Here is a 25,202-nt window from a genome sequence, read left to right as displayed (position 1 = left end):
GATACAATGGAACACGTGTTACGCGGATATTACAATAATTATGTATGAGGTGTTAAATATGGATAACATAAATCTTACTCCAAAAGATATTTTGCAAAAAGAATTTAAACCTAAGATGCGTGGCTACGATCCAGCAGATGTTGATACCTATTTGGATTCAGTTATCAAGGATTATGAAACCTTTTCAAAAAACATTCAACAATTAAAGGATGAAAATGAAAGATTACTTGATAAGATTGACGAGTTAACAAAACAAGTTTCTGTAGGTAAAACTACTTCTAGTACACAGCCTGTCAATAGTGCAACCAACATGGATATTCTTAAACGACTTTCAAATTTGGAACGTCGGGTGTTCGGTTCACAGCTTGATAATGGCGAAAATGAATCACATCGAATTTAATTACACTTTGTAAATCTCGGGTAATTGCGGTCTACTTTTGTAGGCTGAGGAAAGTCCATGCCCGCACAAGCTGAGATGCTTGTAGTGTTCGTGCTCGGTGAAAAAATAAGCTGAGGTATCTCTTTTGAGATAACGGCGGAATACAGAACTAAGGTTTCGACTATGTTCTTATGTTCCCTAAGGTGCCACAGAAACGCAGCAATACGAGAAATTGTATTGATGGAACGCGGTAAACCCCACGAGCGGGCAACCCAAACATTGGTAGGGGCGCTTCACATCTGGAATTGAACTAAATGTGGGGGCAGGTGTTTCACCTGGAGATAGATGATTACCCAAATTTGAATTGAACCTGAGAATTCATTTTGGACAAAACATGGCTTATAGAGATTTACATTTCAGGAGACTAGGGTAGAAGTTCGCTTTTATCCTAGTTTTTTTTAGATTAAAAAACAAAGGTGAAATATATGCAAAAATTTGAATTAATGGCTACTTGTGCGAGTGGCATTGAGGCACTAGTAGGTAAGGAATTACGTGAACTTGGTTATGAAGTTCAAGTAGAAAACGGACGAGTTCGTTTTGAGGGAACCATTGAAGACATTTTGAAAACCAATCTTTGGCTCAGAACGGCAGATCGTATCAAAATAGTTGTTAGTGAATTTGAGGCTAAAACTTTTGATTCTCTTTTTGAACAAACAAAAAAAGTAGATTGGGATCAATTGTTACCAATTGATGCTAGTTTTCCGGTTGAGGGAAGATCTAGAAATTCCCAACTACATAGTGTTCCAGATGCGCAGGCAATTGTAAAAAAAGCAATTGTCAATCAACTTTCTGACACTTACCATCGTCGAACTCGTCTGCCTGAAACAGGAGCAGTCTATCCTATAGAAGTTGCCATTAATAAGGATCAAGTTCAACTCACTCTAGATACGACGGGAGACAGTTTATTCAAACGTGGGTATCGAATTGATAAGGGTGGTGCACCATTAAAGGAAAACATGGCAGCAGCTTTAGTATTATTAACAAGTTGGAAGCCAGATATGCCGTTTATTGACCCAGTATGTGGCTCGGGAACAATTCCAATTGAGGCTGCTTTGATTGGGCAAAACATTGCTCCAGGGTTTAATCGTAATTTTATTTGCGAAAAGTGGGATTGGGTTCCTGCAGAAGTGAGTGAAAAATTACGCGATGAAGCTGATGCTCAGGCTAACTATGACGTGGAACTTGATATAACTGGCTATGATATTGACCAAAATATGATTAATATTTCCAAGCGAAACGCACTTGAAGCCGGTTTGGGAGATGTGATTTCATTTAAACAAATGGCTGTTAAGGATTTTAAATCCGAAAAACTTAATGGCGTGATTGTTGCCAATCCTCCGTATGGACAACGTTTGAGTGATCAAGAAAGTGTCCGTAAGTTATATCACGAAATGGGCATGGTTTACAAACCATTAAAAACGTGGAGCAAGTATATTCTAACCAGTGATTTAGAATTTGAAAGATTCTATGGTAGTCAAGCTACCAAAAAACGTAAGCTTTATAATGGGGCACTAAGAACGGACTATTTCCAATATTGGGGTAAGCCGATTTGGCATCATGAAGGAAAGCGTGAAGTAAACTAGTATGAAAGAAATTGCAATTATTGGTGGAGGTATTGTGGGTGCAACTGCTGCATACCTATTGAGTAAAGATGAAAAAAATTCAGTTACTTTATATGATTCTGCAGATGGACAGGCAACTAAGGCAGCTGCTGGCATTATTTCACCGTGGTTGTCAAAACGACGCAATAAACAGTGGTATGCACTTGCTAAAGATGGGGCGACTTACATTGCCAAATTAGCAAAAGAAACCCACATGGATTCTAAAACCTATCTTCAGTCAGGTACCATTGTCACCAGAAAAGAAACCGCTGCGTTAAACGAATTGGAAGACTTAGCTAACAAACGAAAGCTAACCGCACCAGAAATGGGAACAATTCAGCGTGTAACTGCACAAGAAATTCAAAAACGATTACCACTTGTGACGGCTGACCTTCAAGGAATTTTTATTAGCGGTGGAGCACGAATTGATGGTAACCGTTTTGTGAAGCATCTTTTACGACTCAGTGAGCAAAATGGTGTTCAAATTATTAGGCAAAAAGCCGAACTGCTTAATAATCAAACGATTCAAGTTGGAAAAGATACTCGCCAATTTGATACAATCATTGTATGTGCTGGTGCTGGCATTAAGAAATTGCTGGCACCCCTAGGATATGAAGTACATGTACATCCACAAAAAGGACAATTAATTGAATTACAAGTACCTCACTACCAAGATGATGTGTTAGCACCAGTTTTAATGCCAGAAAGCGAAAAGGATTTTATGCCAATCGGTGCTGGCCGTTTGATTATTGGCGCAACTCATGAAAATGATGCTGGTTTTGATTTAAAATTTACTCAAGAAGCGCTTGAAGATCTTTTTGAGAGTGCTAAAAGAATTGATAATCGTTTATCGAAAGATGATTTAATTGCTACCAGAGTTGGTACACGTGCTTTTACGGATGACTTTTCACCGTTTTTCGGACAACTACCCAATGATCCCCGTATTTTAGTGGCATCTGGATTGGGTTCATCTGGTTTGACGACCGGCCCACTAATTGCTAATTTAATGGTTTCACTGCTAAGCACGACAAATGATTTTTCAAATTATCAAAAGAGAATTTCAACTTATTTTTCTTAAAAAGGATAGTGATGAATGATGCAGCCCTCAAAAACAAATTTTTATTATCAACCTGCTTTTTTAGCAAGTGTTTCGTCTTGGTCATGGACACTACTGGTTCTCATCATGGGAATTATTTTTTGGCTTGAAGTCACACATTTTAATTGGATTACAGCAGGCTTTTTTGTTGCATTTGTCATTATTTGTATCGTCCAATATTTGACTCGTTCGATTATGGTTCAAGGTAATCAATTAATTATCAATCGAACTTTACAAAAGAATTGGTTAACGATTAATATGATGGATATTCAGGCAACTAAAGCAACTAAATTTGGCATCCAGTTTGTTTATAATTCGGATCAACGATTCTTTTACCTTTCAAAAAAGGATCGTGAACAGTTATTACAAATCTTAAAAAATAATCATGCTGAAATTGCGGGGTAATTAAATGACAGATATTGAAATTGCACAAGATGTAAAAATGGATAAAATTGTAAAGATTGCTGAAAAGATTGGCCTTACAGAGGATGATATTGAACAATATGGGTCATATAAAGCCAAAATCAAATTGCCTTTACAGATAAAGAATTCAACTAAACGAAAACTGATTTTAGTTACTTCGATTAATCCTACTCCTGCTGGTGAGGGGAAATCGACAGTTACTGTAGGATTAGGTGACGCGTTTACTTTGCTACAAAAAAAAGCAATTATTGCACTTCGTGAGCCGTCCTTGGGACCTGTGATGGGAATGAAGGGTGGTGCCACTGGTGGTGGTTATGCGCAAGTTGTGCCTATGGAAGATATTAACTTGCATTTTACAGGGGACATGCACGCCTTGACGACCGCAAACAATACTTTAGCTGCTTTAATTGATAATCATATTCAGCAAGGGAACGCTCTTGGAATTGATCAACGAAGAATTGTTTGGAAACGAGCTTTAGATATAAATGATCGTGCACTTCGAAAAATTGTGATCGGATTAGGTGGTCCAGTTCAAGGTGTTCCACGTGAAGATGGGTTTGATATTACGGTTGCCAGCGAATTAATGGCCATTTTATGCCTTTCAGAAAACCTTCATGATTTAAAAGCAAGAATTAATCGAATTGTAATTGGATATACTCATGATCGCAGACCGGTAACGGTTAAGGACCTCAATGTTGGTGGAGCCATTGCAACTTTATTGAAAGATGCAATTAAACCTAATTTAGTTCAAACTCTCGCACATACTCCAGCCATTGTGCATGGTGGTCCTTTTGCTAACATTGCACATGGATGTAACAGTGTACTTGCCACCCAAACCGCTTTAAATTTGGCTGATTATACAATTACTGAGGCTGGATTTGGTGCCGATTTAGGTGCTGAAAAATTTCTTGATATCAAAACTCCGGTTTTAAAGAAAATGCCAGACACAATTGTGATTGTAGCCACTATTAAAGCAATGAAGCTTAATGGTGGACAAGCATTAGCAGATTTAGCGTCCGAAAATTTGAATGCTCTAAAAAAAGGTATTGCTAATCTTAAACATCATATTCGTAGTATGGCCCAGTATGGCGTCCCTGTAGTTGTTGCAATTAATCGTTTTACTCAGGATACAGAGCAAGAAATTAGCTATGTTCAAAAGGTTTGTGCTGAGATGGGAGTTCAGGCTTTGGATACCGATGTGTGGGCAAAAGGTGGTCAAGGTGCATTGGAACTGGCGCAAACTCTTATTAAAACGGTTGAACAACCTAAAAAATTTAAACCACTTTATGCATCAAATTCGGAGCTCACAGAAAAAATTCAAACAATTGTAACGAAGATTTATGGTGGTGCAAATGTTGAATACTCTAAAAAAGCAACTAATCAGCTTAAAAGGTTTAAAAAATTTGGTTGGGATAAACTTCCTGTTTGTATGGCAAAAACTCAGTATTCATTGTCAGACGATCCTAAACTATTAGGGGCTCCCACAGACTTTACTATTCACGTAAAATCTTTTGTGCCTAAATTGGGGGCGGGCTTTATTGTTGCGATGACAGGTAATATTTTAACAATGCCCGGTTTACCAAAACATCCAGCAGCACTAGATATTGATATCAGTGATGATGGTAAAATTAGCGGATTATTTTGATATGGAATGAGGTCTGAACATGTTATTTGCCATAGATTTTTTAATTATTTTAGCAGTAGTGCTACTAGACCAGTTTGTTAAATTTTGGATTGTGGCCAATATTGATATCAACACCGTTCATCAAGTCATTCCTGGACTTTTTTCGCTGACTAATATTCGAAATGACGGTGCAGCATGGAGTATTCTTGAAGGGAAGACAACTTTTTTTTATTTGATTACACTTGTTGCATTAGCAGTTTTAATCTATTTCTTGTATCGAACGAGGGGACATTGGCTTTATCAAATTAGCTTAAGTTTAATTATTGCTGGTGCTTTTGGAAACTTTATTGATCGACTCAGAATGAAATATGTTGTTGATATGTTTCAACTTGATTTTATAAATTTTCCGATTTTTAACGTTGCTGATTTTGCATTAACTATTGGCGTCATTGTACTTTTTATTGCCATTCTCAAGGAAGATCAATTGGAGGGTTAAAAATGTTAACGCATGAGCTTGTTATTCAGAACCAACATGGCAGAATTGATAAAGTGTTGGCAGATGCCTTTCCAGATTTAACACGTTCTCATATTCAAAATTTAATTAAAAAGAATCTTATTTTAGTTAATTCTGAAAAAATAAAGAATAAATACAATGTTCGTTCCGGAGATAAGATTGAAATTCAAGATGAGGATGTTCAACCGCTTGATTTGGAACCCGAAAATATTTCTTTGGACATTGTGTACGAAGATAAAGATGTTATTGTGGTGAATAAGCCACAAGGTATGGTGGTTCATCCGGCCGCAGGACACCCCAATCATACACTGGTAAATGCATTACTCTATCATAGCCCACTTTCAACTATTAATGGGACAACCAGACCAGGAATTGTTCATCGAATTGATAAGGATACTTCTGGTTTATTAATGGTAGCTAAAAACGATCACGCTCAGCAAAGCTTATCGGCACAGTTAAAAGCGAAAACCAATACAAGGTTATATATTGCATTAGTGCATGGTAATATTAAAGAAGATCGGGGTACGATTGATGCGCCAATCGGTCGATCACCAAAGGATCGAAAAAAACAGGCTATTGTTGCTGATGGACGGCCAGCCGTCACGCATTTTAAAGTACTTAAACGGTATGGTAAATATACACTTATTCAATGTAAGTTAGAGACGGGAAGAACACACCAAATTCGAGTTCATTTGAAATATATTGAACATCCGGTTGCTGGTGACCCCCTTTATGGGCCTCGAAAAACATTAAAAGGAAATGGGCAATTTCTTCATGCAAGTGTGTTAGGTTTTAAACAACCAACTACGGGAGAATATCTTGAATTTAAAGCGCCATTACCAGCTGTGTTTGAAAAGACACTCAAATGGCTTGACACTCAAACTGAACATGGTTAAAGTTAATTCGTGATAGCGCTTTTAACTGTTGAATATGGATATGGATTTGAAAGTTTTTTGCGAAGCAAATGTAAATTTGTTTCGCCTTTATTTTAGAAGGGAAGTTGATCATCTTGGAAAAAGAAATCATGGATACCATGGCAATGAAAAGAGCATTAACTCGAATTACATATGAAATTATTGAACGTAATCGTGGTGTAGAAGATTTAGTCATAATTGGGATTAAAACACGAGGTGTATTTTTAGCGCAACGGATTGCGGAACGATTGAAACAATTGGAAAATGTTGAGGTACCTGTTGGGGAACTGAATGTAACTGCTTACCGTGATGATGTTCATCAATTAGATAACGATTCAAAGCTTCCGGGAAAGCCGCATTTTGAATTTAGTTTAGAAGGAAAAAAAGTTATTCTGGTGGATGACGTATTATATACTGGACGCACAATTAGAGCTGCTATGGATGCAATTATGGATATTGGCCGTCCAAAACGTATTAATCTAGCAATTTTGGTGGATCGTGGTCATCGAGAACTGCCAATTCGAGCAGATTTTGTGGGTAAAAACATTCCTACTGCACAAAATGAAAAAATCGAAGTTTCAGTTTCGGAAATTGATGAAGAAGATTCTGTCAAAATTGTAAACGGCAAATAGTCAAATGAGGTGAGGACCGTGAGTGAGCGCTATTTGATTTTAGATGATGGCACGGTCTATCGTGGTCAAGCTTTTGGATCACCGGCAACTACTTTTGGAGAAGTTGTTTTCAATACAAGTGCTACTGGTTACCAACAAATTATCACGAATCAGATTTACCATAATCAAATTATTGTTTTTTCTCAACCGTCAATTGGTGGATATGGAATTGATCGAGCAAGTTATGAATCAATTGAGCCAACGTGTAAAGGTGTTATTGTTCGTGACGTGGCAGATGTGTCAACTAACCGTCAAAGAAGACTATCATTAGATGAGTTTTTAAAAATTCAAAACATTCCTGGAATTAGCGGCATTGATACACGCGCATTAATTCATAAGTTACGATCAAAAGGAACTGTGAAGGGCAGCATTGTTGATCCTGTTAAAGATTTGGCACATGCCTTTGATCAATTAAATGCCATTGTGTTGACTAATCAACAGGTTAGTCAGGTTTCAACACCAAAAGCTTATCCCAATCCTGGAACTGGATTAAATGTGGTCGTTGTTGATTTAGGATTAAAACATGGAATTTTGAGGCAGTTAAGTCAACGAAATTGTAACGTAACGGTTCTGCCATATTCTTGTACAGCGGAACAGATTTTCGACCTTGATCCAGACGGTGTCATTCTGTCGACTGGACCAGGTAGTCCAGCAGACTTACCGGAGTCTCTTACAAGTATGATTTCGGAAGTAGAACAAAGAATTCCTTTGTTTGCAATTGGATTAGGCCATGAATTATTTGCGATGGCAAACGGTGCTAAGGTTAAACCGCTTCAGTTTGAACATCATGGTGATAATCATCCAATCTTGTCAATTATTACGGATGAAATTTTTTATGCGTCTCAAGGACAGGGATACACAGTTGATCGAGATTCAATTGATCGCAATAAGATGCTGACTACGCATATTGATTTAGTTGATCAGTCGGTACAAGGATTAAGACATCGTGACTTTCCGGCTTTTAGTGTTCAATTCTTCCCAGATGGTGCACCAGGGCCACTGGAAAGTTCTGAATTGTTTGATGAATTCATTGAAATTATGACTACTCGAATGGAGCGGTAAAAATGGCACGAACAAAGTTGCAAAAAATATTAATTATTGGTTCCGGTCCAAATGAAATAGGTGTGGATACTGAACTTGAGACCGCGACTTTACAAACTATTCAAGTACTTCACGAGGCTGGTAAAGAGGTTACTTTTGTTAGTAACAATGCCAATTCAGTGGCAGGTGATTATTTGGATCCGAATCACTTTGTTATTAGTGATTTAGATGCTAATTCTTTAATTAATCTACTTCGAAATAACGATTTTGATGGCCTGATTCCAACGCTTGGTGGTACTCCGACTTTTCAACTGCTTCACCAACTTGATGAGGCAGGAATTTTTGAGCAATTAAATATTCGAATTTTAGGCGTTAGTCTTAAAACTATTGCTAATACTCAGAACCCAGAAGCATTAAATCGCATCTTACAGAATATTCACGAACCCTATATTCCAACCAATATTTTAAACGAGACTAATGAAGTTCTTAAATTTGTCCGTCGTATTGGGTATCCGGTAATTGTAAAACCTGTGGCAGCTATAAGTAACAATAACCGAGTGAGATGTGAAAATGAGCATCAATTAAAACAAATTCTGGCTTCGGCTTTTCGGATTTCAACTACGCATCAAGTTGCAGTGGAAAAAAGTATTGTTGGTTTTAAAGAAATTGAAATGACCGTTATAAGAGATAATGAAAATACTAGGATGCTAATTTGTGCAGCAGAAGACTTTAATCCGGTTGGCGTTCATGCGGGTGATTCTATTGTGTTTACACCAACGCAAACACTTACGGATCAAGAATTTCAAGCAATTCGTTCTTCTGCTTTACGAATTGCACAAGAATTTAAAATTCGTGGTATTTGCCATGTTCAATTTGCTTTAAATCAAAGTACAGGTAATTACTATGTGATTCGTGTTAATCCTTATTTTGATCGAACAACGGCTTTTGCAGCGCGTGCTACTGGTTATCCGGTTGCGCTTGTTTGTACGCAAATTAGTTTAGGGAAAAATCTAAGAAACATTACGATTCCTGGTCTAAGACAACATGATTCTTTAGCGTTAATTGAACCTACTCTAGATCATATCGCGGTTCGCTTTCCAACATTTTCGTTTGCTAGTTTTGCGAATGCCAATCAAGAATTAAATACCAGAATGAAGTCAACTGGGGCAGTTATTGCGTTCGGTAGAAGTACAGAGGAAGCTATTTTAAAGGCAATTCGGTCAGTTGATTCAACAACCACTTCAGAACAAGCAGCATTAGATGAGTCGCGACTAAATGAAGGGCAGCTTATAAATGTGTTGGTACATCCAACTGCCGGAGAGGTATTTTACTTACTAGAAGCCATTCGTCGAGGTTATCAAGTAGAAGAGCTAGCAGAACTAACTAAAATTGATGCTTTTTATTTTTATAAATTAATTCATATTGTGCAGATTGAAAAAAAGCTTCGTAAAAATTTGTTTGACGCTTCTGTTTTACGAAAAGCAAAGTTTTATGGGTATGGGGATTCACAAATTGCGCAATTGTGGAAATCTTCCGATGAAAAAGTTCGTAAATTTCGAGAGAAAAATCAAATTCGACCAACATTTAAGGGGATTGAACCTACTGCTGGTGAATTTCCTTACAATAATCGTAGTTATTACACAACCTATGAAACGGAAAATGAATCACAAATTAGTGAAAAACCGAAAGTATTTATTCTAGGGACTGCCAATAATCAGGTCGGCACTAATGCCGCTGCCGAGTATGTAACGGTTCATATGATTCAAACGTGTCGAGATTTAGGATTTGAAACAATTTTAATCAATAACAATCCAAATGCAATTTCAATTTTGCCCCGGTTAGCAGATAAATTATATATTGAACCACTAACTGTTGAGAATTGTTTGAATATTATTAATAGCGAACAACCAGATTATGTAGTTGCGCAAGGAAAGTGGCAAATTGTGAATGATCTGAGTGCAGCTGGTGTAAAAATTACGCAATTACCATTGTCACGGACTTCTAGAGCGGAAAACGTAGAATCCAATTATCTTGTCGTTGCAGAGAAAAATGGGGATAAACAACGTAATCTGGGTTGCTTTTATACTGCCACGGATGCGAGTCTTCATTTTCCATCAATGGCAAGCAAACAAATTGCTACTAAATTACAACATATCACACAAAGTGAAATTCGTAAGCAAGACGAAGGTATTTATTCAGTCATGTTTAAACAAGAGGGAAGTCACTTAATTGTAACAGGTACGATTCCATTAGCAGTGCAGGATATTCCCTTTATGACTTATGCGTTAAACTATGATTTAGTGGCGGATATGGTTAAACTGAGTTTGAATTATTCGGATTGTGAATCAAAACTAAAATTAACTAGTGCTGGTACGCAACTGAAATTAGAACATGTTTTTCCATATGAACAGTTACAAATTCCGCAACCACAAAATGCACCATTTTCATTAGCAATTGGGGCTAAAATTACTCGCACACAACAATAAATAAAATTAAACACGCAAAAATCCTGTAGACGACAACATTTGAGCTGATCTACAGGATTTTTAATCTAAATTAATCTTTTTTTAATTCATTTACCAGTTGCTCATCAGGATCAACAATTAACGTATTTTGACCTTCATAGATTACAAGCCCAGGTTTAGCACCGTTTGGTTTGTGAACACGTTTAACTGCTACATAATCGACTGGAACATGGGCTGATTGCTGTGCCTTTGAAAAGTAGGCCGCCAACGTTGCCGCTTCCGTAAGGGTTTGTTCCGAAGGGTTAGCGTCATGAATGATGACATGGGAACCGGGGATCTTCTGTGTGTGTAACCAAATATCAGTCTTTTTGGCAGTTTTTAAAGTTAAACGATCATTTTGAGTATCGTTTTTCCCAACAGAAATTTGAGTGCCATCAGATGCATAAAATGTTTCTGGTTTGCTTACTTGCGGTCGTTTTTGTTTTCTCTTCTTTTGATTGACTTTTAGGTAGCCCTCTTTTTCTAATTCTTCACGAATTTCATCTAAATCTTGCGGATTGGCAAGTTCGATTTGAGTCATGATATTGTCTAAATAGTTAATTTCCTCTTTGGTTTTTGTAAGTTGTTCTGAAACAAAGTGCACAGCATTTTTTGCCTTTTGATATTTTTTAAAATACTTTTGTGCATTTTGAGAGGGTGAAATTTGATTTGAAAGTGAAATTTTAATGTCACGATTATCATCATAAAAATTAGGAAGCGTAATTGTCGTCATGCCACGTTTAATTTTATTTAAATAAGTTGTTAGAATTTCGCCCTTAATCTTATAACCATCAGCTTGTTCAGAACTGGTCAGTGTTTGATTCAGTTTTTTAAGTTTAGTCCGATTTTTTTTCAAATCATTTTTAACGACATGGACTAAATTACCCGCTTTTTGAAGAACACGGTCATGCTGAGCTCTTGCCACATAAAAGGCATCAAGCAATTCACTCAAGGTAGAAAATGAGTGTTCTTTACCTTCTAAAGTTGCATACGGAAACGCAGTAAAACTTGATTTCTGTTTTTTCGTGATCATCACTGGTTGAGGCTGATCAAATTTTGCAAAAAATTCATTGAAAGCATTATTGTCATTGTGCTGATGAAGATAGTTTGCTAACTCTAAACTTGTATCTTTATTTAATCCCTGATAAATTCGGCGTAACTCATTTGCTAAAACCTCTTGATTAGGAAACTCTGTAAGTGCTTTTGCATATGCCTGACTTGTATCTGTAAAAGGATTGAGTTTGTTTTGGCTTGGTGGGGTGATATAGGTGGCACCTGGCAGCAACAAACGATAACGGTTTTGGTCTGCATTAATGTGTTTAATAGTATCTAAAATTACTTTTGTGGTGTTATTAAGCAAGACGATGTTACTTCTTCGACCCATAATTTCAACGGCCAACAGTAGCTCTTCTGTGTCACCCAATTCATTGCGTTTAGAAAACGAAAAATTGATAATTCGATCATTTTCAACTTGGTGAATATTGTTTAAAATAGCACCATCCAGGTATTTTCTTAACATCATCGCAAAGTTAGTCGGGACGGCGGGGTTAGCGTAAGGAATATTAGTAATCTGAACTCGGGCGTAGTTTGGATGTGCCGAAAGCAAAACTGGATAATTTTTTCGATTTGCTCGGAATGTAATAATTACTTCATTTTCATAAGGCTGATGTATTTTTGTGATGCGACCACTTGTTAATAAATCATTTAATTCATGAACCATGGCATGTGTAAAGGAACCGTCAAAAGACATATTGAAACCTACTTTCTTCTCGAATAAACTGTTAATATCTAGTATACCAGTGTCTAGGTAAAATGTGATAAACTAAGTTTGAAAATGACTTGCAGAGATTAAAACTGTAAAAAATATCTAATAAATAAGGATAGCTTTTTGAAAATTTATAAAATTATGCTATCATGGAAATATTAATTTTAAAAACAAAAGTTGGTGTTCACATGAAAACGGCTATTGTAACAGATAGCACCTGTTACTTATCAGCAAGAGAAATATCGGAAAATAATATTACTATTGTGCCAATTCCTGTCGTGATTGATGGTAAAAGTTATGATGAAGGCGTTGACATTACTAATGAAGAGTTTTATCAAAAACTAAAAACATCAGGATCGTTTCCTAGTACGACTCAACCGCCGCTAGGTAAAATGATTGAATTATATAAAAAATTGCGTGATGAGGGCTATGAAAACGTTATTAGTATTCATTTAGCGAGCACAATTTCTGGTTTTGTTAGCAGCTTAGACTCTATTAAAGACGAAATTGATGGGTTAAACGTTTATGTTTACGATTCGGAGATTACGGTTCGACTAATGGGCTCCCTAGTACTGGAGGCTGCAAGAATGGCCCGCAGTGAACAGGAACCAGATGAAATCCTAAAAAGATTAAATCAATTACGTTCGACATTTGGTGAGTATTTTATTGTTGACGATCTACAAAATCTGGTTCGTGGTGGCCGTTTATCAAACGCTTCAGCTTTTATTGGTGGTTTGTTAAAAATTAAACCCATTTTAACTTTTAATGATGCGCACGAAATTGTCGCTTTTGAAAAAGTTAGATCAACAAAAAAAGCCTTAGCACGAGTTGAAGAGTTATTTGCTAAAAGTAAGGAAAATTTGGATTATCCAATACGAGCAATTATTATTCATGCAAATGATGAACCAGCAGCTTTGAAATGGCAAGAGAAACTTCAATCAAAGTATCCAGATTTGCCAATTGATATTAGTTATTTTGGCCCAGTGATTGGTGCTCATCTGGGTGAAAAGGCACTTGCATTAGCGTGGTTAGAGGATTATACCCGATCATAAAATCAGTAGGACTCAAGTTAATTTTACTTGAGTTTTTTTTATTATTATTCTTTAAAAGGACTAGTACTTTTGTTGTGAACTGAAGGGGAATGTGATAAGGTTAATTTAATACAATCGGAATGGTGAGAAATGTTCGCCATGAAAAAAATTATTATGATCGTAAAAAGCACTAATAATCTTTATGCGGGTTATTAGGGTTTATTTAAAAGAAGGAGTTTTTTATGCGTAAATTAAAGGTTAAAAATAACGAAGTCGCTGTCTATGCAGTTGGTGGATTAGGCGAAATCGGTAAAAATATGTACTGTGTTCAGTACCAAGATGAGATTGTCATTATCGATTGTGGGATTAAATTTCCCGAAGATGAATTACTCGGTGTAGATTACATTATTCCAGATTATCAGTTCTTGATTGAAAATCAGAAGAAAATCAAAGCGTTAGTTATCACCCATGGACATGAAGACCACATTGGTGGGATTCCATTTTTCTTACAAAAATTAAATGTACCCATTTGGGCTGGTCCGTTTGCTTCGGAATTAATTAAGGGAAAATTAAAGGAACATAATTTATTACGAACAACCGAATTGCACGAATTACAAGAAGATACGGTTTTAAAATTCCGAAAATTATCAGTTTCTTTCTTTAGAACTACCCATTCAATTCCTGATACCCTAGGAATTGCAGTACACACTCCACAAGGAACCGTCGTTCAGACCGGTGATTTTAAATTTGATCTGACTCCGGTAGGCGATCTACCATCACCAGATTTCCAAAAGATGGCAGCTATTGGTGGTAAGGATTCATTATTATTAATGTCTGATAGTACGAATGCTGAACGACCAACGTTTACTAAATCTGAACGATTTGTTGAACAGAGTATCAAACGCATTTTTACTGAAATTCAGGGTCGAATTATTTTTGCCACTTTTGCTTCTAATGTATATCGAGTTAGAGAAGCATGTGAGGCAGCTCTGGCTCAAGGACGTAAGATTGCTATTTTTGGTCGGAGTATGGAAAATGCCATTGAAGCGGGGCAAAAACTTGGTTATTTGAACATTCCTGAGGAGTCCTTGGTAGATGCTCAAGAGTTAAATAATCTCCCAGCAAACAAATTGATGATCTTGTGTACTGGTTCTCAAGGTGAACCAATGGCAGCTTTAAGCCGAATTGCTAATGGTACTCATCGTCAAATTAGTTTACAACCAGATGATACCGTCGTATTTTCAAGCAATCCAATTCCTGGTAACACAGTTAGCGTAAATAATTTAATTAATAAATTGGATGAAGCTGGCGTGACGGTTATCCACGGTAAGGTAAACAATATTCATACTTCTGGTCATGGTGGTCAAGAGGATCAAAAGCTGATGTTGCGATTAATCAAACCAAAATTCTTTATGCCTTGTCATGGCGAGTATCGAATGCAAATGATTCATAAAAAGTTGGCAGAACAAACTGGAGTTCCAGAAGACAACTGCTTTATTATGAAAAATGGCGATGTCTTAGCCTTAACTCGTGATAGTGCGAGAATTGCGGATCATTTCAGTGCTGGCGATGTTTATTTGAATGATGCGGATATTAATGATAATGTCAGTTCACAAATTTTAAGTGATCGAACTATTCTAGCAAGTGAGGGAGTAGTTACAGCTGTAGCTACGATTAATATTAAAAAGCACCGAATTACTGCTGGTCCAGATACCATTTCTCGTGGTTTCATTTATATGCGTGAATCTAATGAATTAATTCACGATACTAACAAAGCTGCTTTTCGTTCATTATTGAATACTATGAAGGAAAAGGCTCATCCAACAGAAAAAGATTTCAGCAGCAATATTATCGATGATCTTCAGGAATTTCTGTATCAAAAGACTGAACGAAGCCCTATGATTGTTCCTATGTTAATTTTTGAATAAAATAAGTGCTGAGCTTATGAGTTAGCAAACGAATCTTCAATGTGAGCAAAGAAATTACTCATTTTTGAAGATTTTTTGTTTTGATGCTAATTTAACAAAACTTTTTATAAAAAATGAGGTTCATGCTGGTTGTTCAATTCGAAAAATGTTAAATTGAAACTATAAACAGTTTTTAAACTGTACATTCAGTTTATAAGGTTAGGAAGATGATGACTATTAATAATAATAACAACGATTGGTCTGTACCCAGTTCAAGAATGGACCGACTAAAAGCAAAGGAACAACAAAAAGAAGCAAAAAAACGGCAAAAAAGGGTTTCAAAAAAAATGCCAAAGAAACCACCTGTGACTGGTCCTAAACCACCTAAAAAAAAGACCGGAAAAAAAGGATCTAAAAAGTGGCTTTGGATTGTTTTAATTTTAGCTGTGTTAGTTGGAGCTATTGTATTCTTTGTACATCGATCTAGTGGTAATCAGGCACAAGCTAATGCCGAGAAGATCGTTCAAAAAAGCTTTAATTCAGATCGTGATAATATTACAGATAGTGCGACAAGTCTCCAAATGACAGAATTAGCTGCAGATGCCAAAAAAGTCCGTAATAATACGGAAGCAAACCAATACAGTCAGTTAGCTAGTTTGGGAAAAAGTGCGGTTGCATTTCGACAAAAAGTTGAAAACCTAAAAAATGGTAGCAACTATCGAACTTCTACCACGGGGACAAAAGTTACAAGTTTACTACAAGATTTGAAATCTTCAAGTTTTGAATCAGACTTTTCCGGTTTTTATAGTGAATATAATAAGAAATTAACGTCACTTGAAGTAAAGGCAAAAGCGGTTAGCAAGTTACACAAGCAAACTAATAGATTGTTTAAGAATGGTAAGAGTGGTGCACTAACATCTACAGTTACAAGTTCCGAACTTAACAGTTTACTAGATAAGCTAAACAAGTATCCAAATTTTGAAATGGCTAGCAATGATCTGACTCGCGTTGAAAAAGCTGTTAAAACTTATCGTAAGAAACAGGCTAGCGAATCATCTTCATTAGCATCTTCAGCATCATCGTCTGCTGCAGCAGCGGCATCATCTTCCTCAGCAGCAGCTTTAAGTTCTTCAAGCTACAGTTATAGTAGTTACAGTGCTCCAAGCAGTAGTAGCTCTTCATATTACAGCAGCACATCTAATAACAGTAGTAGCAGCTCTAAAGCAAGTTCAACAAGTAGTTCATCAAGTACCAGTAAGAGCAGTTCCACTAGTGCAAGTAAGTCTTCCTCAACAAGTAGTAAAACAGCTAGTTCTAGTAGCAAAAAATAATTCAATCTAAAAAGGATCTTCATCTGAAGATCCTTTTTTGTTACAGATAAATATAAAAATCAAGAGGGTGGAATAGTTTAAATTGGTTTGGGCAACTTAAAAGAAGTTTTTCTATTCTAGTTTACATAATATATATTATTCAAAGTAGTCTAAAACTCATTTTATTTGCACGGTTGTTTATTCCGAAAACAATTTTAGATATTGTTTATAACCCTTAGTTTCCAATTCAGTCTTAGGAATAAATTTTAAAGCTGCTGAATTAATACAATATCTTAAACCATCTTTATCCTGTGGCCCATCTGTAAAAACATGTCCTAAATGAGAATTTGCGTGAGCACTTTTAATTTCTGTTCGCTCCATTCCAAATGATGAATCGCGATGTGCCTTAGTAGCTGACTGATCAATGGGTTTTGTAAAAGATGGCCATCCACAACCAGCATCATATTTGTCTTTTGATGAAAATAGTGGTTCGCCACTTACAATATCTACATAAATGCCTTCTTGGTAAAAATCATCGTATTTACCACTAAAAGGTGCTTCTGTGGCGGCGTGCTGCGTGACTTCGTATGCTTCATCGGATAACTGATGCTTTAAGTCCTTTTCTGGCATGATTAATTTCCTCCTTAAATTTAAAAACTATATTACTTTGAATGTGTGAGGAGCGCAAGCAAAGAGTCTCTTATAATAGTTAATGGCATGCATCGCTTTTTTGAAATAAAAGAATCTCAACTGCTATTAGCTAAGTCGAGATTCTGGAGTTTAAAATATGAAATTAATCAAAAGCTTTTGTTAATGGTGGCACAACTTGTTTTTTACGTGACACAACACCAGGAAGGCTCATACGATGATTATCAAATTTCGTGTTAAATGCTTTTTCAATCACATCTGTTCCCTTGCCTAGTGCCAGTAACTCTGAATCACTAGTAAGGACATTTGTTGCAAGAAGTAAGAATAAATCATATGACTTGCTAGCCATTAAATCAGTCATTGTGGTTTCTAATTCTGATTGACGCTTGAAGACATCATTTAAGTCAACGGCATTGACTTGACCAATTCTGACAGTTTCGCCACCCATTTCAAAGGATTTTGCGTCGCCTTCAAGGATGTCAGTAGCACTACGATCATTGACATCACTACCGGCCTTTAACATTTCGATTCCGTAGGCTTCATAGTCATCAATACCCGCAATTTTTGCTAAAGCAGGAACAGCTTTACGTTCGTCATCTGTTGTTGTTGGTGACTTTAAAAGTAAAGTATCTGAAATGATTGAAGAAAGCATTAAACCAGCAATGTTGCTAGGAATTTCAACGTTATTTTCCAAATACATTTTATAAATGATTGTGCTGCAACAACCAATTGGTTCTGCACGATAAAATAGTGGTTGTGCAGAAGTAAAGTTGATTTTATGATGATCAATGACACTTGTAACGGTGACATCAGCTAAGTCATCAACACTTTGAATAGCCTCATTATGATCAACAAGCACAACTGAGTCAACTTCTGGTTTAGCCTTAGTAATCACACGAGGTGCCTTGACATTAAAACGATTCAAAACAAAATTTGTTTCGTTGTTTGTTTTTCCAAGTGCAACGGCCTCAACCTCATCACCTAATTTGTTTGCTAAGTAGGCGTATTCAATGGCACAACTAATGGCGTCTGTGTCTGGATTCTTATGACCAAAAACTAGTTCTTTACTCATGATTAACAAAAACTCCTTTAAAATTTTTAATTTTGGTTACCAATCATTTTTCGTAAACGTTCTGTGTAGCTTTCTTCACTTAAATACTCATCAAATGCAGATAAGAATGAACTGATTCGTGGAATTTCATCTTTATCTTTTCTGAAGACAAAACTTAAATCAAAGTTGATGGCAGGATCAAACCTTGCCATCCAGGTATTGTCTGATCCTGGATGTGAAATGACGTATGAAGCCGGCAATGCTGTGTTGACTTCTGCGGTTTCAGCAAAGCGACGAATTTGATCCGGAGTTGTAAAACGAGCCACACTCTTGGGTACGTCAACCAATTGATTCTTATAGGATTCCCGTAAAACGCCATCTAAATAATAACCTTCAGGATAAGTAACCCAGTTAGCATTTAGTGTATCTTTTAATTTGATTTTCTTTTGTTTAGATAATTTCTTATCATGATGAATAAAAAGCAAATCTTCATTAAGAATCTTGCGTGATTCATAGGGTTTCCAGTTTTTAATACTGTCATCTGGTAAATACATAATGGCTAAATCAATGCGATTGTTTTCCAGACGTTCCCAAATTTCTTTTCGAGTTAGTGTGTGAAAGGTAATCATAACATCTGGTTGCATCTCATAATACTTGGTGATGAAATCTTCAAATACACGTGATTCAATCGATGCCAACATACCAATGTTAATTTCACCCTTAGTTGGTGAAGTTGATTGTTGAATTTCATCAGTAGCTTGATTTAAAACGGCATTGATATTATGAGTAGCTTTCAACATTGTGTAGCCTGCATCAGATAATCGTAATTTCTTTCCTACTGAATAGAATAGCGGTGCACCTACAGTGTGTTCAAGTTTTTTAATTTGTTGTGTTAAAGCGGGCTGAGTGATACCTAAAATCTGAGCAGCCTGGGTGTAATTCATGGTATCAGCCAACTGAAGGAAATAAGTTAGTGTTTTAGATGAAAAAATAGTTTCTTGTTTTGACTTCATTCCGTTTCTCCTTTAGTTTTAATGATTATAATTTGATTTAAATAATAACTATAACTATTCTAATGGTTAAACATGAATATTTCAAGAATTTTGTCATACAAAAATGTTAACTTAAGAAATCCAAACACTATTTCGTCGCTAATAAAGGCTTTGTCAATTTTTTAAATTTTTGTAAAGCACCATTTTTAAATGAATCAACGAAAGATACTCTAATGTTCAGTAGTCGTCGCAACAATTGGCGTAGCTTTGAGTGCCATTGATACCGGTTCTCCCTCGGCATCTGTGTCAATCACAAACGAACCATTTGAGTAACGTGCACTTAGTGGGTGTTCATCCGCAATAATATCATGTAACGTTGCCCTCGTAGTTCGAACTTCTAACACCGCGTGAGTTTCTAGTCTTACAAAATCAACCACCCGGTGCGGATTGCTCTTTAATTCACGAAGAACTAAAATACCACGGCGGGCACGGCTAGTTACTGGAATTTCTTTAACAGCCATTTTTTTAAATGCACCTCGTTGTGTAATTAAGCCCACTTGGTCGCTTTCGTTAACCAATTGCACGTTTGTAACCTCGTCCTCACGAAGATCCATTGATTTTACACCAGCAGTTCGTGCACCGATGCTTGGAATTTCGGCAAGATCATAACGTAAACCGTAACCGCGTTTTGAAATGAGCATAACGGTTTGTTCAACTGTTTTAGGAATAAACGAAATGTTAACCACTACCGCTTCAGGTTGTTTCAATTTAATGAACACAGCCGCATGTTTTTTATAATTTCTACCTGGTGTAAGATTGGAGAATTCTGTTCGTTTGATATAGCCATCACTGGTAGCCATCAAAAACTCGCCATTTTCTTTCAGTGAATGGAAGGCAAATGTTTTGATGATTCGTTCGTCATCACCTAAACCAATTGTTTGAGAAATGTGTTCACCAGTATCTTTCCATTTGGAATCTGTTAATTCGTGTACGGGTCGAGAAATAAGATTGCCCTTGTTAGTAAACATCATTAAATGATCTAAAGTGCTTAATTGTTCCTGGAAGATGGGATAGTCCTCGTCTTTAAGCCCATTGTCTTCACCGGAGGCATTGTAAGAGCGCAAAGAGCTTCGTTTCAAATAACCGTCATGACTGACAAGCACCATAACTTGTTCTTCAGGAACGACAACTTTACGATCGATTTTAATTTCTTCAATTTCATCCTGAATTTCTGTCAATCGTGGTGAACCATATTCTTTTTTGACACTGCTTAATTCTGAGCGGAGAACTTTAGCCAACGCAACTTCGCTATTTAAAATTTCTTTATATTCAGCAATATGTTTGTCCAGTTCGGCAGATTCAGCTTCTAAGGCTGTCACATCAGTATTTGTTAACCGGTATAACTGTAAGGAAACAATTGCTTCAGCCTGTTCGTCAGTAAAAGCGTATTTTTCTACTAAATTAGTTTTTGCATCTTTTTTATCTTTACTTCCGCGAATAGTTGCAATAACTTTATCAAGAATGGAAAGCGCCTTAATTAAACCTTCAACAATGTGTTGACGCTTTTGAGCTTTTTTTAAACTAAATTCAGTTCGTTTAGTAATAACTTCTTTTTGGAAACTGAGATAAGCTTGTAAAAACGCTTTTAATCCAAGGCGTTCAGGTCGTTTATGATTGATAGCAACCATATTAAAGTTATACGAAATTTGTAAATCTGTATTTTTGAATAAGTAATTTAAAATTCCAGTTGCATCCACATCGCGTTTAAGTTCAATGGCAATTGATAAGCCCTTTCGATCCGATTCGTCGCGAACTTCAACAATGCCATCAACCCTCTTGAGAATGCGAATCTCATCAATTTTTTTAACCAATTGAGCCTTATTTACTTCATAGGGAATTTCCGAAACTTCAATTTGGGATTTACCACCGCGTAAAGCGTTGATTCGAGTTCTTGCTCGAACAACAATTCGTCCTTTGCCAGTTTGGTAAGCCTTTTTTATCCCATCTAATCCCTGTATGATACCAGCGGTTGGGAAATCAGGTCCTTTTACAAAGTCCATTAATTTTTCAAGTGAAGCATCAGGATGCTTTAATAGGTACAACAATGCATCAGTAACTTCATTTAGATTGTGTGGTGGGATATCAGTTGCGTAACCAGCGGAAATTCCTGTGGCTCCATTAACAAGCAAATTAGGAAAACGACTTGGTAGAACAGTTGGTTCATATTCTGTATCGTCAAAGTTTAAAACAAAGTCGACAGTTTCTTTGTCAATGTCTTTTAACATTTCGCTCGCAATTTTACTTAGACGAGCCTCTGTATAACGCATCGCTGCAGGTGGATCATTATCAATCGAACCATTATTTCCATGCATTTCGATTAAAGGTGCACGCAATTTCCAATTTTGACTCATTCTGACAAGGGCTTCATATATGGAACTATCTCCATGGGGATGAAAGTTACCCATAACATTACCTACAGATTTAGCCGATTTTCTAAAACCTTTATCGTAAGTATTACCATCTTGATTCATAGCATACAAAATACGACGTTGAACCGGTTTTAAACCATCACGGACATCAGGCAATGCCCGTTCTTGAATGATATATTTTGAATAACGACCGAAGCGGTCGCCCATAACGTCTTCTAACGTCAGTTCTTGAATTTTATGTGTATTTTCATTTTTTGAACTTGGCAAATTATTTCCTCCCTTCCCTATTTTTCATCCTCGTCTTTAAATTCATCTTCATGAGCCACATTTACGGCTTCATTATCTAAAATGCTACCTTCTTCTTCAAGAGAAAATTCAACATTATCTTCGATCCAATTTCGTCTGGGTTCAACTTTATCACCCATCAAAGTTGTGACCCGTCTCTCAGCTAAGGCTGCATCGTCAATTCTAACGCGAACCAGGGTTCTGGTTTCCGGGTTCATAGTCGTTTCCCAGAGTTGGTCGGCATTCATTTCACCAAGACCTTTGTACCGCTGTAAGGCAAATCCCCGGCCAATTTCTTTAGAAGCTTTATCAAGTTCTTCATCAGTCCAGGCATAAACAGTTTTTAATTTTTTACCCTTCCCTTTTTGCAAACGATAAAGAGGTGGTAGAGCAATATAAATATGCCCTTGATCAATCATAGGACGCATATATTTATAGAAGAAAGTTAATAACAAAATCTGAATGTGAGCGCCATCAGTATCGGCATCAGTCATAATGATGATCTTGTCATAGTTGCGATCTTCAATTTTAAATTCAGCGCCAACGCCCGCACCTATCGTATAAATCATGGTACTGATTTCCTCATTTTTCATCACGTCATCTAGTTTTGCTTTTTCAGTATTCAAAACTTTTCCACGTAACGGCAAAATAGCCTGAAACTTGCGATCTCGTCCCTGTTTAGCGCTACCGCCGGCAGAATCACCTTCTACTAGGAAAAGCTCGTTACGGGCCGCATTTTTGGACTGTGCCGGGGTTAGTTTACCTGATAAAAGACGATCAGTTTTTTTACGTTTTTTTCCACTACGGCTAGCATCACGAGCTTTACGAGCTGCTTCTCTTGCTTCACGTGCTTTTAGTGATTTTCGAACTAACATTTGGGCGAATTCGCCATTTTCCATTAAATAGAAAAGTAACTGTTCATTAACCACATTGTCTACTATTGTTCGAGCTTCTGGGGTTCCCAATTTTTCTTTGGTTTGACCTTCAAATTCTAGAATTTTCTCAGGAATTCTAAGTGAGATAACGGCCGACAAGCCTTCACGGACGTCACTTCCTTCAAGGTTTTTATCTTTCTCTTTTAAAAGGCCAACCTTACGTGCGTATTCGTTGAAAGCTTTTGTCCAACCAGAGCGCATACCAACTTCATGCGTACCACCATCTTTAGTGCGCACATTATTAACGAAGGATAAAACATTCTCTGAATAGCCATCGTTATACTGAGCAGCAATTTCAACCTCTACACCGTCTTTTGAACCATCAAAATAAAGGACATCACCCAAAGTGTCTTTATCCTCATTTAAATAGTCGACAAATTCTTTAATTCCTTCTTCGTATAAGAAAGTTTGAGTTTGTTCCTGATTTTCTCGTTCGTCCGTTAAAGTGATTTTCACACCCTTTAAAAGAAAAGCAGATTCCCGCAAACGTTCTGATAAAGTGTTGAAATTAAATACGGTGGTAGTAAAAATTTTACGATCTGGTTTAAAAGTGACAACCGTTCCATTGGGTTGCTTGGTTTTACCAATCTTTTTTAAGGTGCCAATGGGATGACCACCGTCCTTAAACTTTTCTTGGTATTTTTTTCCTTCACGCACAATTTCTACAGTCAGATACTCAGACAAGGCGTTGACAACACTGGCGCCGACACCATGAAGACCACCGGATGTTTTGTATCCACCTTGACCGAATTTTCCTCCAGCATGAAGAACCGTAAAAATGACTTCAACAGTTGGAATTCCGGAAGCATGCATACCAACCGGCATACCTCTACCGTTATCGGTGACGGTTAAACTATTATCTTTATGAATGGTCACATTAATTTCTTTTCCAAAACCAGCAAGTGCCTCATCTACGGCGTTATCAACGATTTCATAAACAAGATGATGCAATCCTCTTGAATCGGTTGAACCGATGTACATTCCGGGACGTTTACGCACGGCTTCTAAACCGTGTAGAACTTGAATCGAGGAATCGTTGTATTCTGCTGAACTACGTTTACTCATCTCAAATACCCTTTCTACTATTAATTCTTACTTATCATACCTTATTTAAAAAAATCTGAAAATACTATCTTACTTAATATAACATACGTCAAAACAAACGTTGGAATCGAATTTCAAACATGCTAAAATTACAAGTGATTCTCAATTGAAAAGAGGGCAAAACTTTTGCTTAAAATTATTGCAATGTTAATCATCGCTTATTTACTTGGATCGATTCCCTCCGGAGTGATGATTGGAAAAAAATTCTTTAATGTTGATATTCGGCAATCAGGTAGCGGGAATATTGGAACAACTAATACTTTTCGCGTTCTTGGACCTAAAGCCGGTACAGTGGTTTTGGTGATGGATGTTTTAAAGGGAACCTTAGCTGCGAGTCAACCATATTTATTTCAAACACCGCACGTAAACCCGCTATTAATTGGGTTGGCTGCAATTGTAGGTCACACGTTTTCTGTTTTTGATCATTTTAAAGGTGGTAAAGCGGTTGCAACAAGTGCAGGAATCCTACTTGCATATAATCCGCCGTTCTTTATTATTGCCTGTGCTGTTTTTGCTATTTTAGTATTTTTGACTAGCAGGGTTAGCGTGGCAAGCATGTCAGCTATGATCATTATTAGTATTTGGTCATTGTTTTATCATGATCTAATTTTAACTTGTGTGGCGGTTGCATTAACCTTTTTTATATTTTACCGTCATCGAGAGAACATCCAGCGTTTGAAAAATGGAACCGAAAGTTTAATTCCATTTGGTTATTGGTATCATCATATGAAAAATAAAAACTCATAAAACGGGAAAGAGGCTGCCACATTTGTGACATCCTCTTTTCGATTGTAACGCAATACGGAAAAAGACTGATATCACGCGTTTATTGAAGCTATCGTGCAAAGCAATCCCCCACTTTTGCCACAACTAAACCCTTGAACTTAATATTGAGTTCTAATTCAGAACGAATGTTCG

20 protein-coding genes and 1 other RNA gene are annotated in these 25,202 nt (G+C 36.8%); 15 read left to right on the top strand and 6 right to left on the bottom strand.

Going from position 1 to position 25,202, the window contains the following annotated elements; translation table 11 throughout:
- The first annotated feature begins 58 nt into the window (after positions 1 to 58).
- The 11 genes from gpsB (at position 59) to IV87_RS03800 (ending at position 10,809) form a co-directional block, all read left to right on the top strand.
- Positions 59 to 400: a cell division regulator GpsB gene (gpsB, locus tag IV87_RS03845; RefSeq protein WP_057782372.1), complete on the top strand. Its 342-nt coding sequence runs from the start codon at positions 59 to 61 to the stop codon at positions 398 to 400.
- 12 nt (positions 401 to 412) lie between these two features.
- An RNA gene (gene rnpB / locus IV87_RS10885) (RNase P RNA component class B) lies at positions 413 to 786 on the top strand.
- 78 nt (positions 787 to 864) lie between these two features.
- Positions 865 to 2,022, top strand: a complete 1,158-nt coding sequence (locus IV87_RS03840) for a THUMP domain-containing class I SAM-dependent RNA methyltransferase (RefSeq protein ID WP_057805657.1) — start codon at positions 865 to 867, stop codon at positions 2,020 to 2,022.
- A gap of 1 nt (position 2,023) precedes the next feature.
- A complete protein-coding gene (locus IV87_RS03835; protein WP_057805656.1) occupies positions 2,024 to 3,118 on the top strand; it encodes an NAD(P)/FAD-dependent oxidoreductase in 1,095 nt (364 codons plus the stop codon).
- A 15-nt stretch (positions 3,119 to 3,133) separates the two neighbouring features.
- Positions 3,134 to 3,541, top strand: a complete 408-nt coding sequence (locus IV87_RS03830; RefSeq protein WP_236698963.1) for an EbsA family protein — start codon at positions 3,134 to 3,136, stop codon at positions 3,539 to 3,541.
- 4 nt (positions 3,542 to 3,545) lie between these two features.
- Positions 3,546 to 5,204, top strand: coding sequence for a formate--tetrahydrofolate ligase (locus tag IV87_RS03825; protein ID WP_057805654.1), 1,659 nt, complete (start codon positions 3,546 to 3,548; stop codon positions 5,202 to 5,204).
- A 19-nt stretch (positions 5,205 to 5,223) separates the two neighbouring features.
- Positions 5,224 to 5,679, top strand: a complete 456-nt coding sequence (gene lspA / locus IV87_RS03820; RefSeq protein ID WP_057805653.1) for a signal peptidase II — start codon at positions 5,224 to 5,226, stop codon at positions 5,677 to 5,679.
- A gap of 2 nt (positions 5,680 to 5,681) precedes the next feature.
- Entirely contained in the window at positions 5,682 to 6,593 is a 912-nt protein-coding gene (locus tag IV87_RS03815; RefSeq protein ID WP_057805652.1) for an RluA family pseudouridine synthase, read from the top strand.
- Between the two features lie 113 nt (positions 6,594 to 6,706).
- Entirely contained in the window at positions 6,707 to 7,243 is a 537-nt protein-coding gene (pyrR, locus tag IV87_RS03810; protein ID WP_057805651.1) for a bifunctional pyr operon transcriptional regulator/uracil phosphoribosyltransferase PyrR, read from the top strand.
- An 18-nt stretch (positions 7,244 to 7,261) separates the two neighbouring features.
- Complete coding sequence (locus IV87_RS03805; RefSeq protein WP_057805650.1) at positions 7,262 to 8,344, top strand: carbamoyl phosphate synthase small subunit; 1,083 nt, start codon at positions 7,262 to 7,264, stop codon at positions 8,342 to 8,344.
- Positions 8,345 to 8,346: 2 nt separating this feature from the next.
- Positions 8,347 to 10,809, top strand: coding sequence for an ATP-binding protein (locus IV87_RS03800; RefSeq protein ID WP_057805648.1), 2,463 nt, complete (start codon positions 8,347 to 8,349; stop codon positions 10,807 to 10,809).
- 70 nt (positions 10,810 to 10,879) lie between these two features.
- Here the strand turns inward: IV87_RS03800 and IV87_RS03795 are convergent, their stop codons facing one another.
- Positions 10,880 to 12,577: an NFACT RNA binding domain-containing protein gene (locus tag IV87_RS03795; protein WP_057805645.1), complete on the bottom strand. Its 1,698-nt coding sequence runs from the start codon at positions 12,575 to 12,577 to the stop codon at positions 10,880 to 10,882.
- Between the two features lie 203 nt (positions 12,578 to 12,780).
- Here IV87_RS03795 and IV87_RS03790 point away from each other — a divergent pair, with 203 nt between their 5' ends.
- The 3 genes from IV87_RS03790 (at position 12,781) to IV87_RS03780 (ending at position 16,861) form a co-directional block, all read left to right on the top strand.
- The gene (locus IV87_RS03790; RefSeq protein WP_057805674.1) at positions 12,781 to 13,644 is read left to right on the top strand and encodes a DegV family protein; all 864 of its coding nucleotides are present in this window, start codon (positions 12,781 to 12,783) and stop codon (positions 13,642 to 13,644) included.
- A 221-nt stretch (positions 13,645 to 13,865) separates the two neighbouring features.
- Positions 13,866 to 15,551: a ribonuclease J1 gene (gene rnjA / locus IV87_RS03785; RefSeq protein ID WP_057805643.1), complete on the top strand. Its 1,686-nt coding sequence runs from the start codon at positions 13,866 to 13,868 to the stop codon at positions 15,549 to 15,551.
- A gap of 206 nt (positions 15,552 to 15,757) precedes the next feature.
- Positions 15,758 to 16,861 (top strand): hypothetical protein, encoded by a 1,104-nt coding sequence (locus IV87_RS03780; RefSeq protein ID WP_057805641.1) that lies wholly within the window; start codon positions 15,758 to 15,760, stop codon positions 16,859 to 16,861.
- A 177-nt stretch (positions 16,862 to 17,038) separates the two neighbouring features.
- On the opposite strand, the gene msrB is transcribed toward IV87_RS03780, so the two are convergent.
- The 5 genes from msrB to parE form a co-directional block, all read right to left on the bottom strand.
- The gene (msrB, locus tag IV87_RS03775; protein WP_057805639.1) at positions 17,039 to 17,470 is read right to left on the bottom strand and encodes a peptide-methionine (R)-S-oxide reductase MsrB; all 432 of its coding nucleotides are present in this window, start codon (positions 17,468 to 17,470) and stop codon (positions 17,039 to 17,041) included.
- 163 nt (positions 17,471 to 17,633) lie between these two features.
- On the bottom strand, positions 17,634 to 18,560 hold the full coding sequence (locus IV87_RS03770; protein ID WP_057805637.1) for a manganese-dependent inorganic pyrophosphatase: 927 nt from the start codon (positions 18,558 to 18,560) through the stop codon (positions 17,634 to 17,636).
- A 26-nt stretch (positions 18,561 to 18,586) separates the two neighbouring features.
- Positions 18,587 to 19,552 (bottom strand): LysR family transcriptional regulator, encoded by a 966-nt coding sequence (locus tag IV87_RS03765; protein ID WP_057805634.1) that lies wholly within the window; start codon positions 19,550 to 19,552, stop codon positions 18,587 to 18,589.
- 209 nt (positions 19,553 to 19,761) lie between these two features.
- Positions 19,762 to 22,227 carry a DNA topoisomerase IV subunit A gene (gene parC / locus IV87_RS03760; RefSeq protein WP_258390186.1) on the bottom strand — a complete coding sequence of 822 codons (2,466 nt, stop codon included), beginning with the start codon at positions 22,225 to 22,227 and terminating at the stop codon, positions 19,762 to 19,764.
- Positions 22,228 to 22,244: 17 nt separating this feature from the next.
- On the bottom strand, positions 22,245 to 24,245 hold the full coding sequence (parE, locus tag IV87_RS03755) for a DNA topoisomerase IV subunit B (RefSeq protein ID WP_057805632.1): 2,001 nt from the start codon (positions 24,243 to 24,245) through the stop codon (positions 22,245 to 22,247).
- 183 nt (positions 24,246 to 24,428) lie between these two features.
- Here parE and plsY point away from each other — a divergent pair, with 183 nt between their 5' ends.
- Positions 24,429 to 25,031, top strand: coding sequence for a glycerol-3-phosphate 1-O-acyltransferase PlsY (plsY, locus tag IV87_RS03750; protein WP_057805672.1), 603 nt, complete (start codon positions 24,429 to 24,431; stop codon positions 25,029 to 25,031).
- The last annotated feature ends 171 nt before the right edge of the window (positions 25,032 to 25,202 follow it).

The sequence above is a fragment of the Pediococcus ethanolidurans genome, assembly GCF_001437405.1.
Taxonomy (GTDB): domain Bacteria; phylum Bacillota; class Bacilli; order Lactobacillales; family Lactobacillaceae; genus Pediococcus; species Pediococcus ethanolidurans.
Note: the sequence above shows the minus strand (reverse complement) of the source record. Positions and strands in the feature narration are given on the sequence as shown.

What these genes read in the sequence shown, in the direction of transcription:
- parE (WP_057805632.1), bottom strand. Translation starts at nt 24,245, where the DNA reads ATGAGTAAACGTAGTTCAGCAGAATACAACGATTCCTCGATTCAAGTT.
- IV87_RS03780 (WP_057805641.1), top strand. Translation starts at nt 15,758, where the DNA reads ATGATGACTATTAATAATAATAACAACGATTGGTCTGTACCCAGTTCA.
- msrB (WP_057805639.1), bottom strand. Translation starts at nt 17,470, where the DNA reads ATGCCAGAAAAGGACTTAAAGCATCAGTTATCCGATGAAGCATACGAA.
- IV87_RS03835 (WP_057805656.1), top strand. Translation starts at nt 2,024, where the DNA reads ATGAAAGAAATTGCAATTATTGGTGGAGGTATTGTGGGTGCAACTGCT.
- gpsB (WP_057782372.1), top strand. Translation starts at nt 59, where the DNA reads ATGGATAACATAAATCTTACTCCAAAAGATATTTTGCAAAAAGAATTT.
- IV87_RS03795 (WP_057805645.1), bottom strand. Translation starts at nt 12,577, where the DNA reads ATGTCTTTTGACGGTTCCTTTACACATGCCATGGTTCATGAATTAAAT.
- IV87_RS03840 (WP_057805657.1), top strand. Translation starts at nt 865, where the DNA reads ATGCAAAAATTTGAATTAATGGCTACTTGTGCGAGTGGCATTGAGGCA.
- IV87_RS03800 (WP_057805648.1), top strand. Translation starts at nt 8,347, where the DNA reads ATGGCACGAACAAAGTTGCAAAAAATATTAATTATTGGTTCCGGTCCA.
- IV87_RS03790 (WP_057805674.1), top strand. Translation starts at nt 12,781, where the DNA reads ATGAAAACGGCTATTGTAACAGATAGCACCTGTTACTTATCAGCAAGA.
- IV87_RS03830 (WP_236698963.1), top strand. Translation starts at nt 3,134, where the DNA reads ATGATGCAGCCCTCAAAAACAAATTTTTATTATCAACCTGCTTTTTTA.
- rnjA (WP_057805643.1), top strand. Translation starts at nt 13,866, where the DNA reads ATGCGTAAATTAAAGGTTAAAAATAACGAAGTCGCTGTCTATGCAGTT.
- lspA (WP_057805653.1), top strand. Translation starts at nt 5,224, where the DNA reads ATGTTATTTGCCATAGATTTTTTAATTATTTTAGCAGTAGTGCTACTA.
- IV87_RS03765 (WP_057805634.1), bottom strand. Translation starts at nt 19,552, where the DNA reads ATGAAGTCAAAACAAGAAACTATTTTTTCATCTAAAACACTAACTTAT.
- IV87_RS03815 (WP_057805652.1), top strand. Translation starts at nt 5,682, where the DNA reads ATGTTAACGCATGAGCTTGTTATTCAGAACCAACATGGCAGAATTGAT.
- plsY (WP_057805672.1), top strand. Translation starts at nt 24,429, where the DNA reads ATGTTAATCATCGCTTATTTACTTGGATCGATTCCCTCCGGAGTGATG.
- IV87_RS03825 (WP_057805654.1), top strand. Translation starts at nt 3,546, where the DNA reads ATGACAGATATTGAAATTGCACAAGATGTAAAAATGGATAAAATTGTA.
- IV87_RS03770 (WP_057805637.1), bottom strand. Translation starts at nt 18,560, where the DNA reads ATGAGTAAAGAACTAGTTTTTGGTCATAAGAATCCAGACACAGACGCC.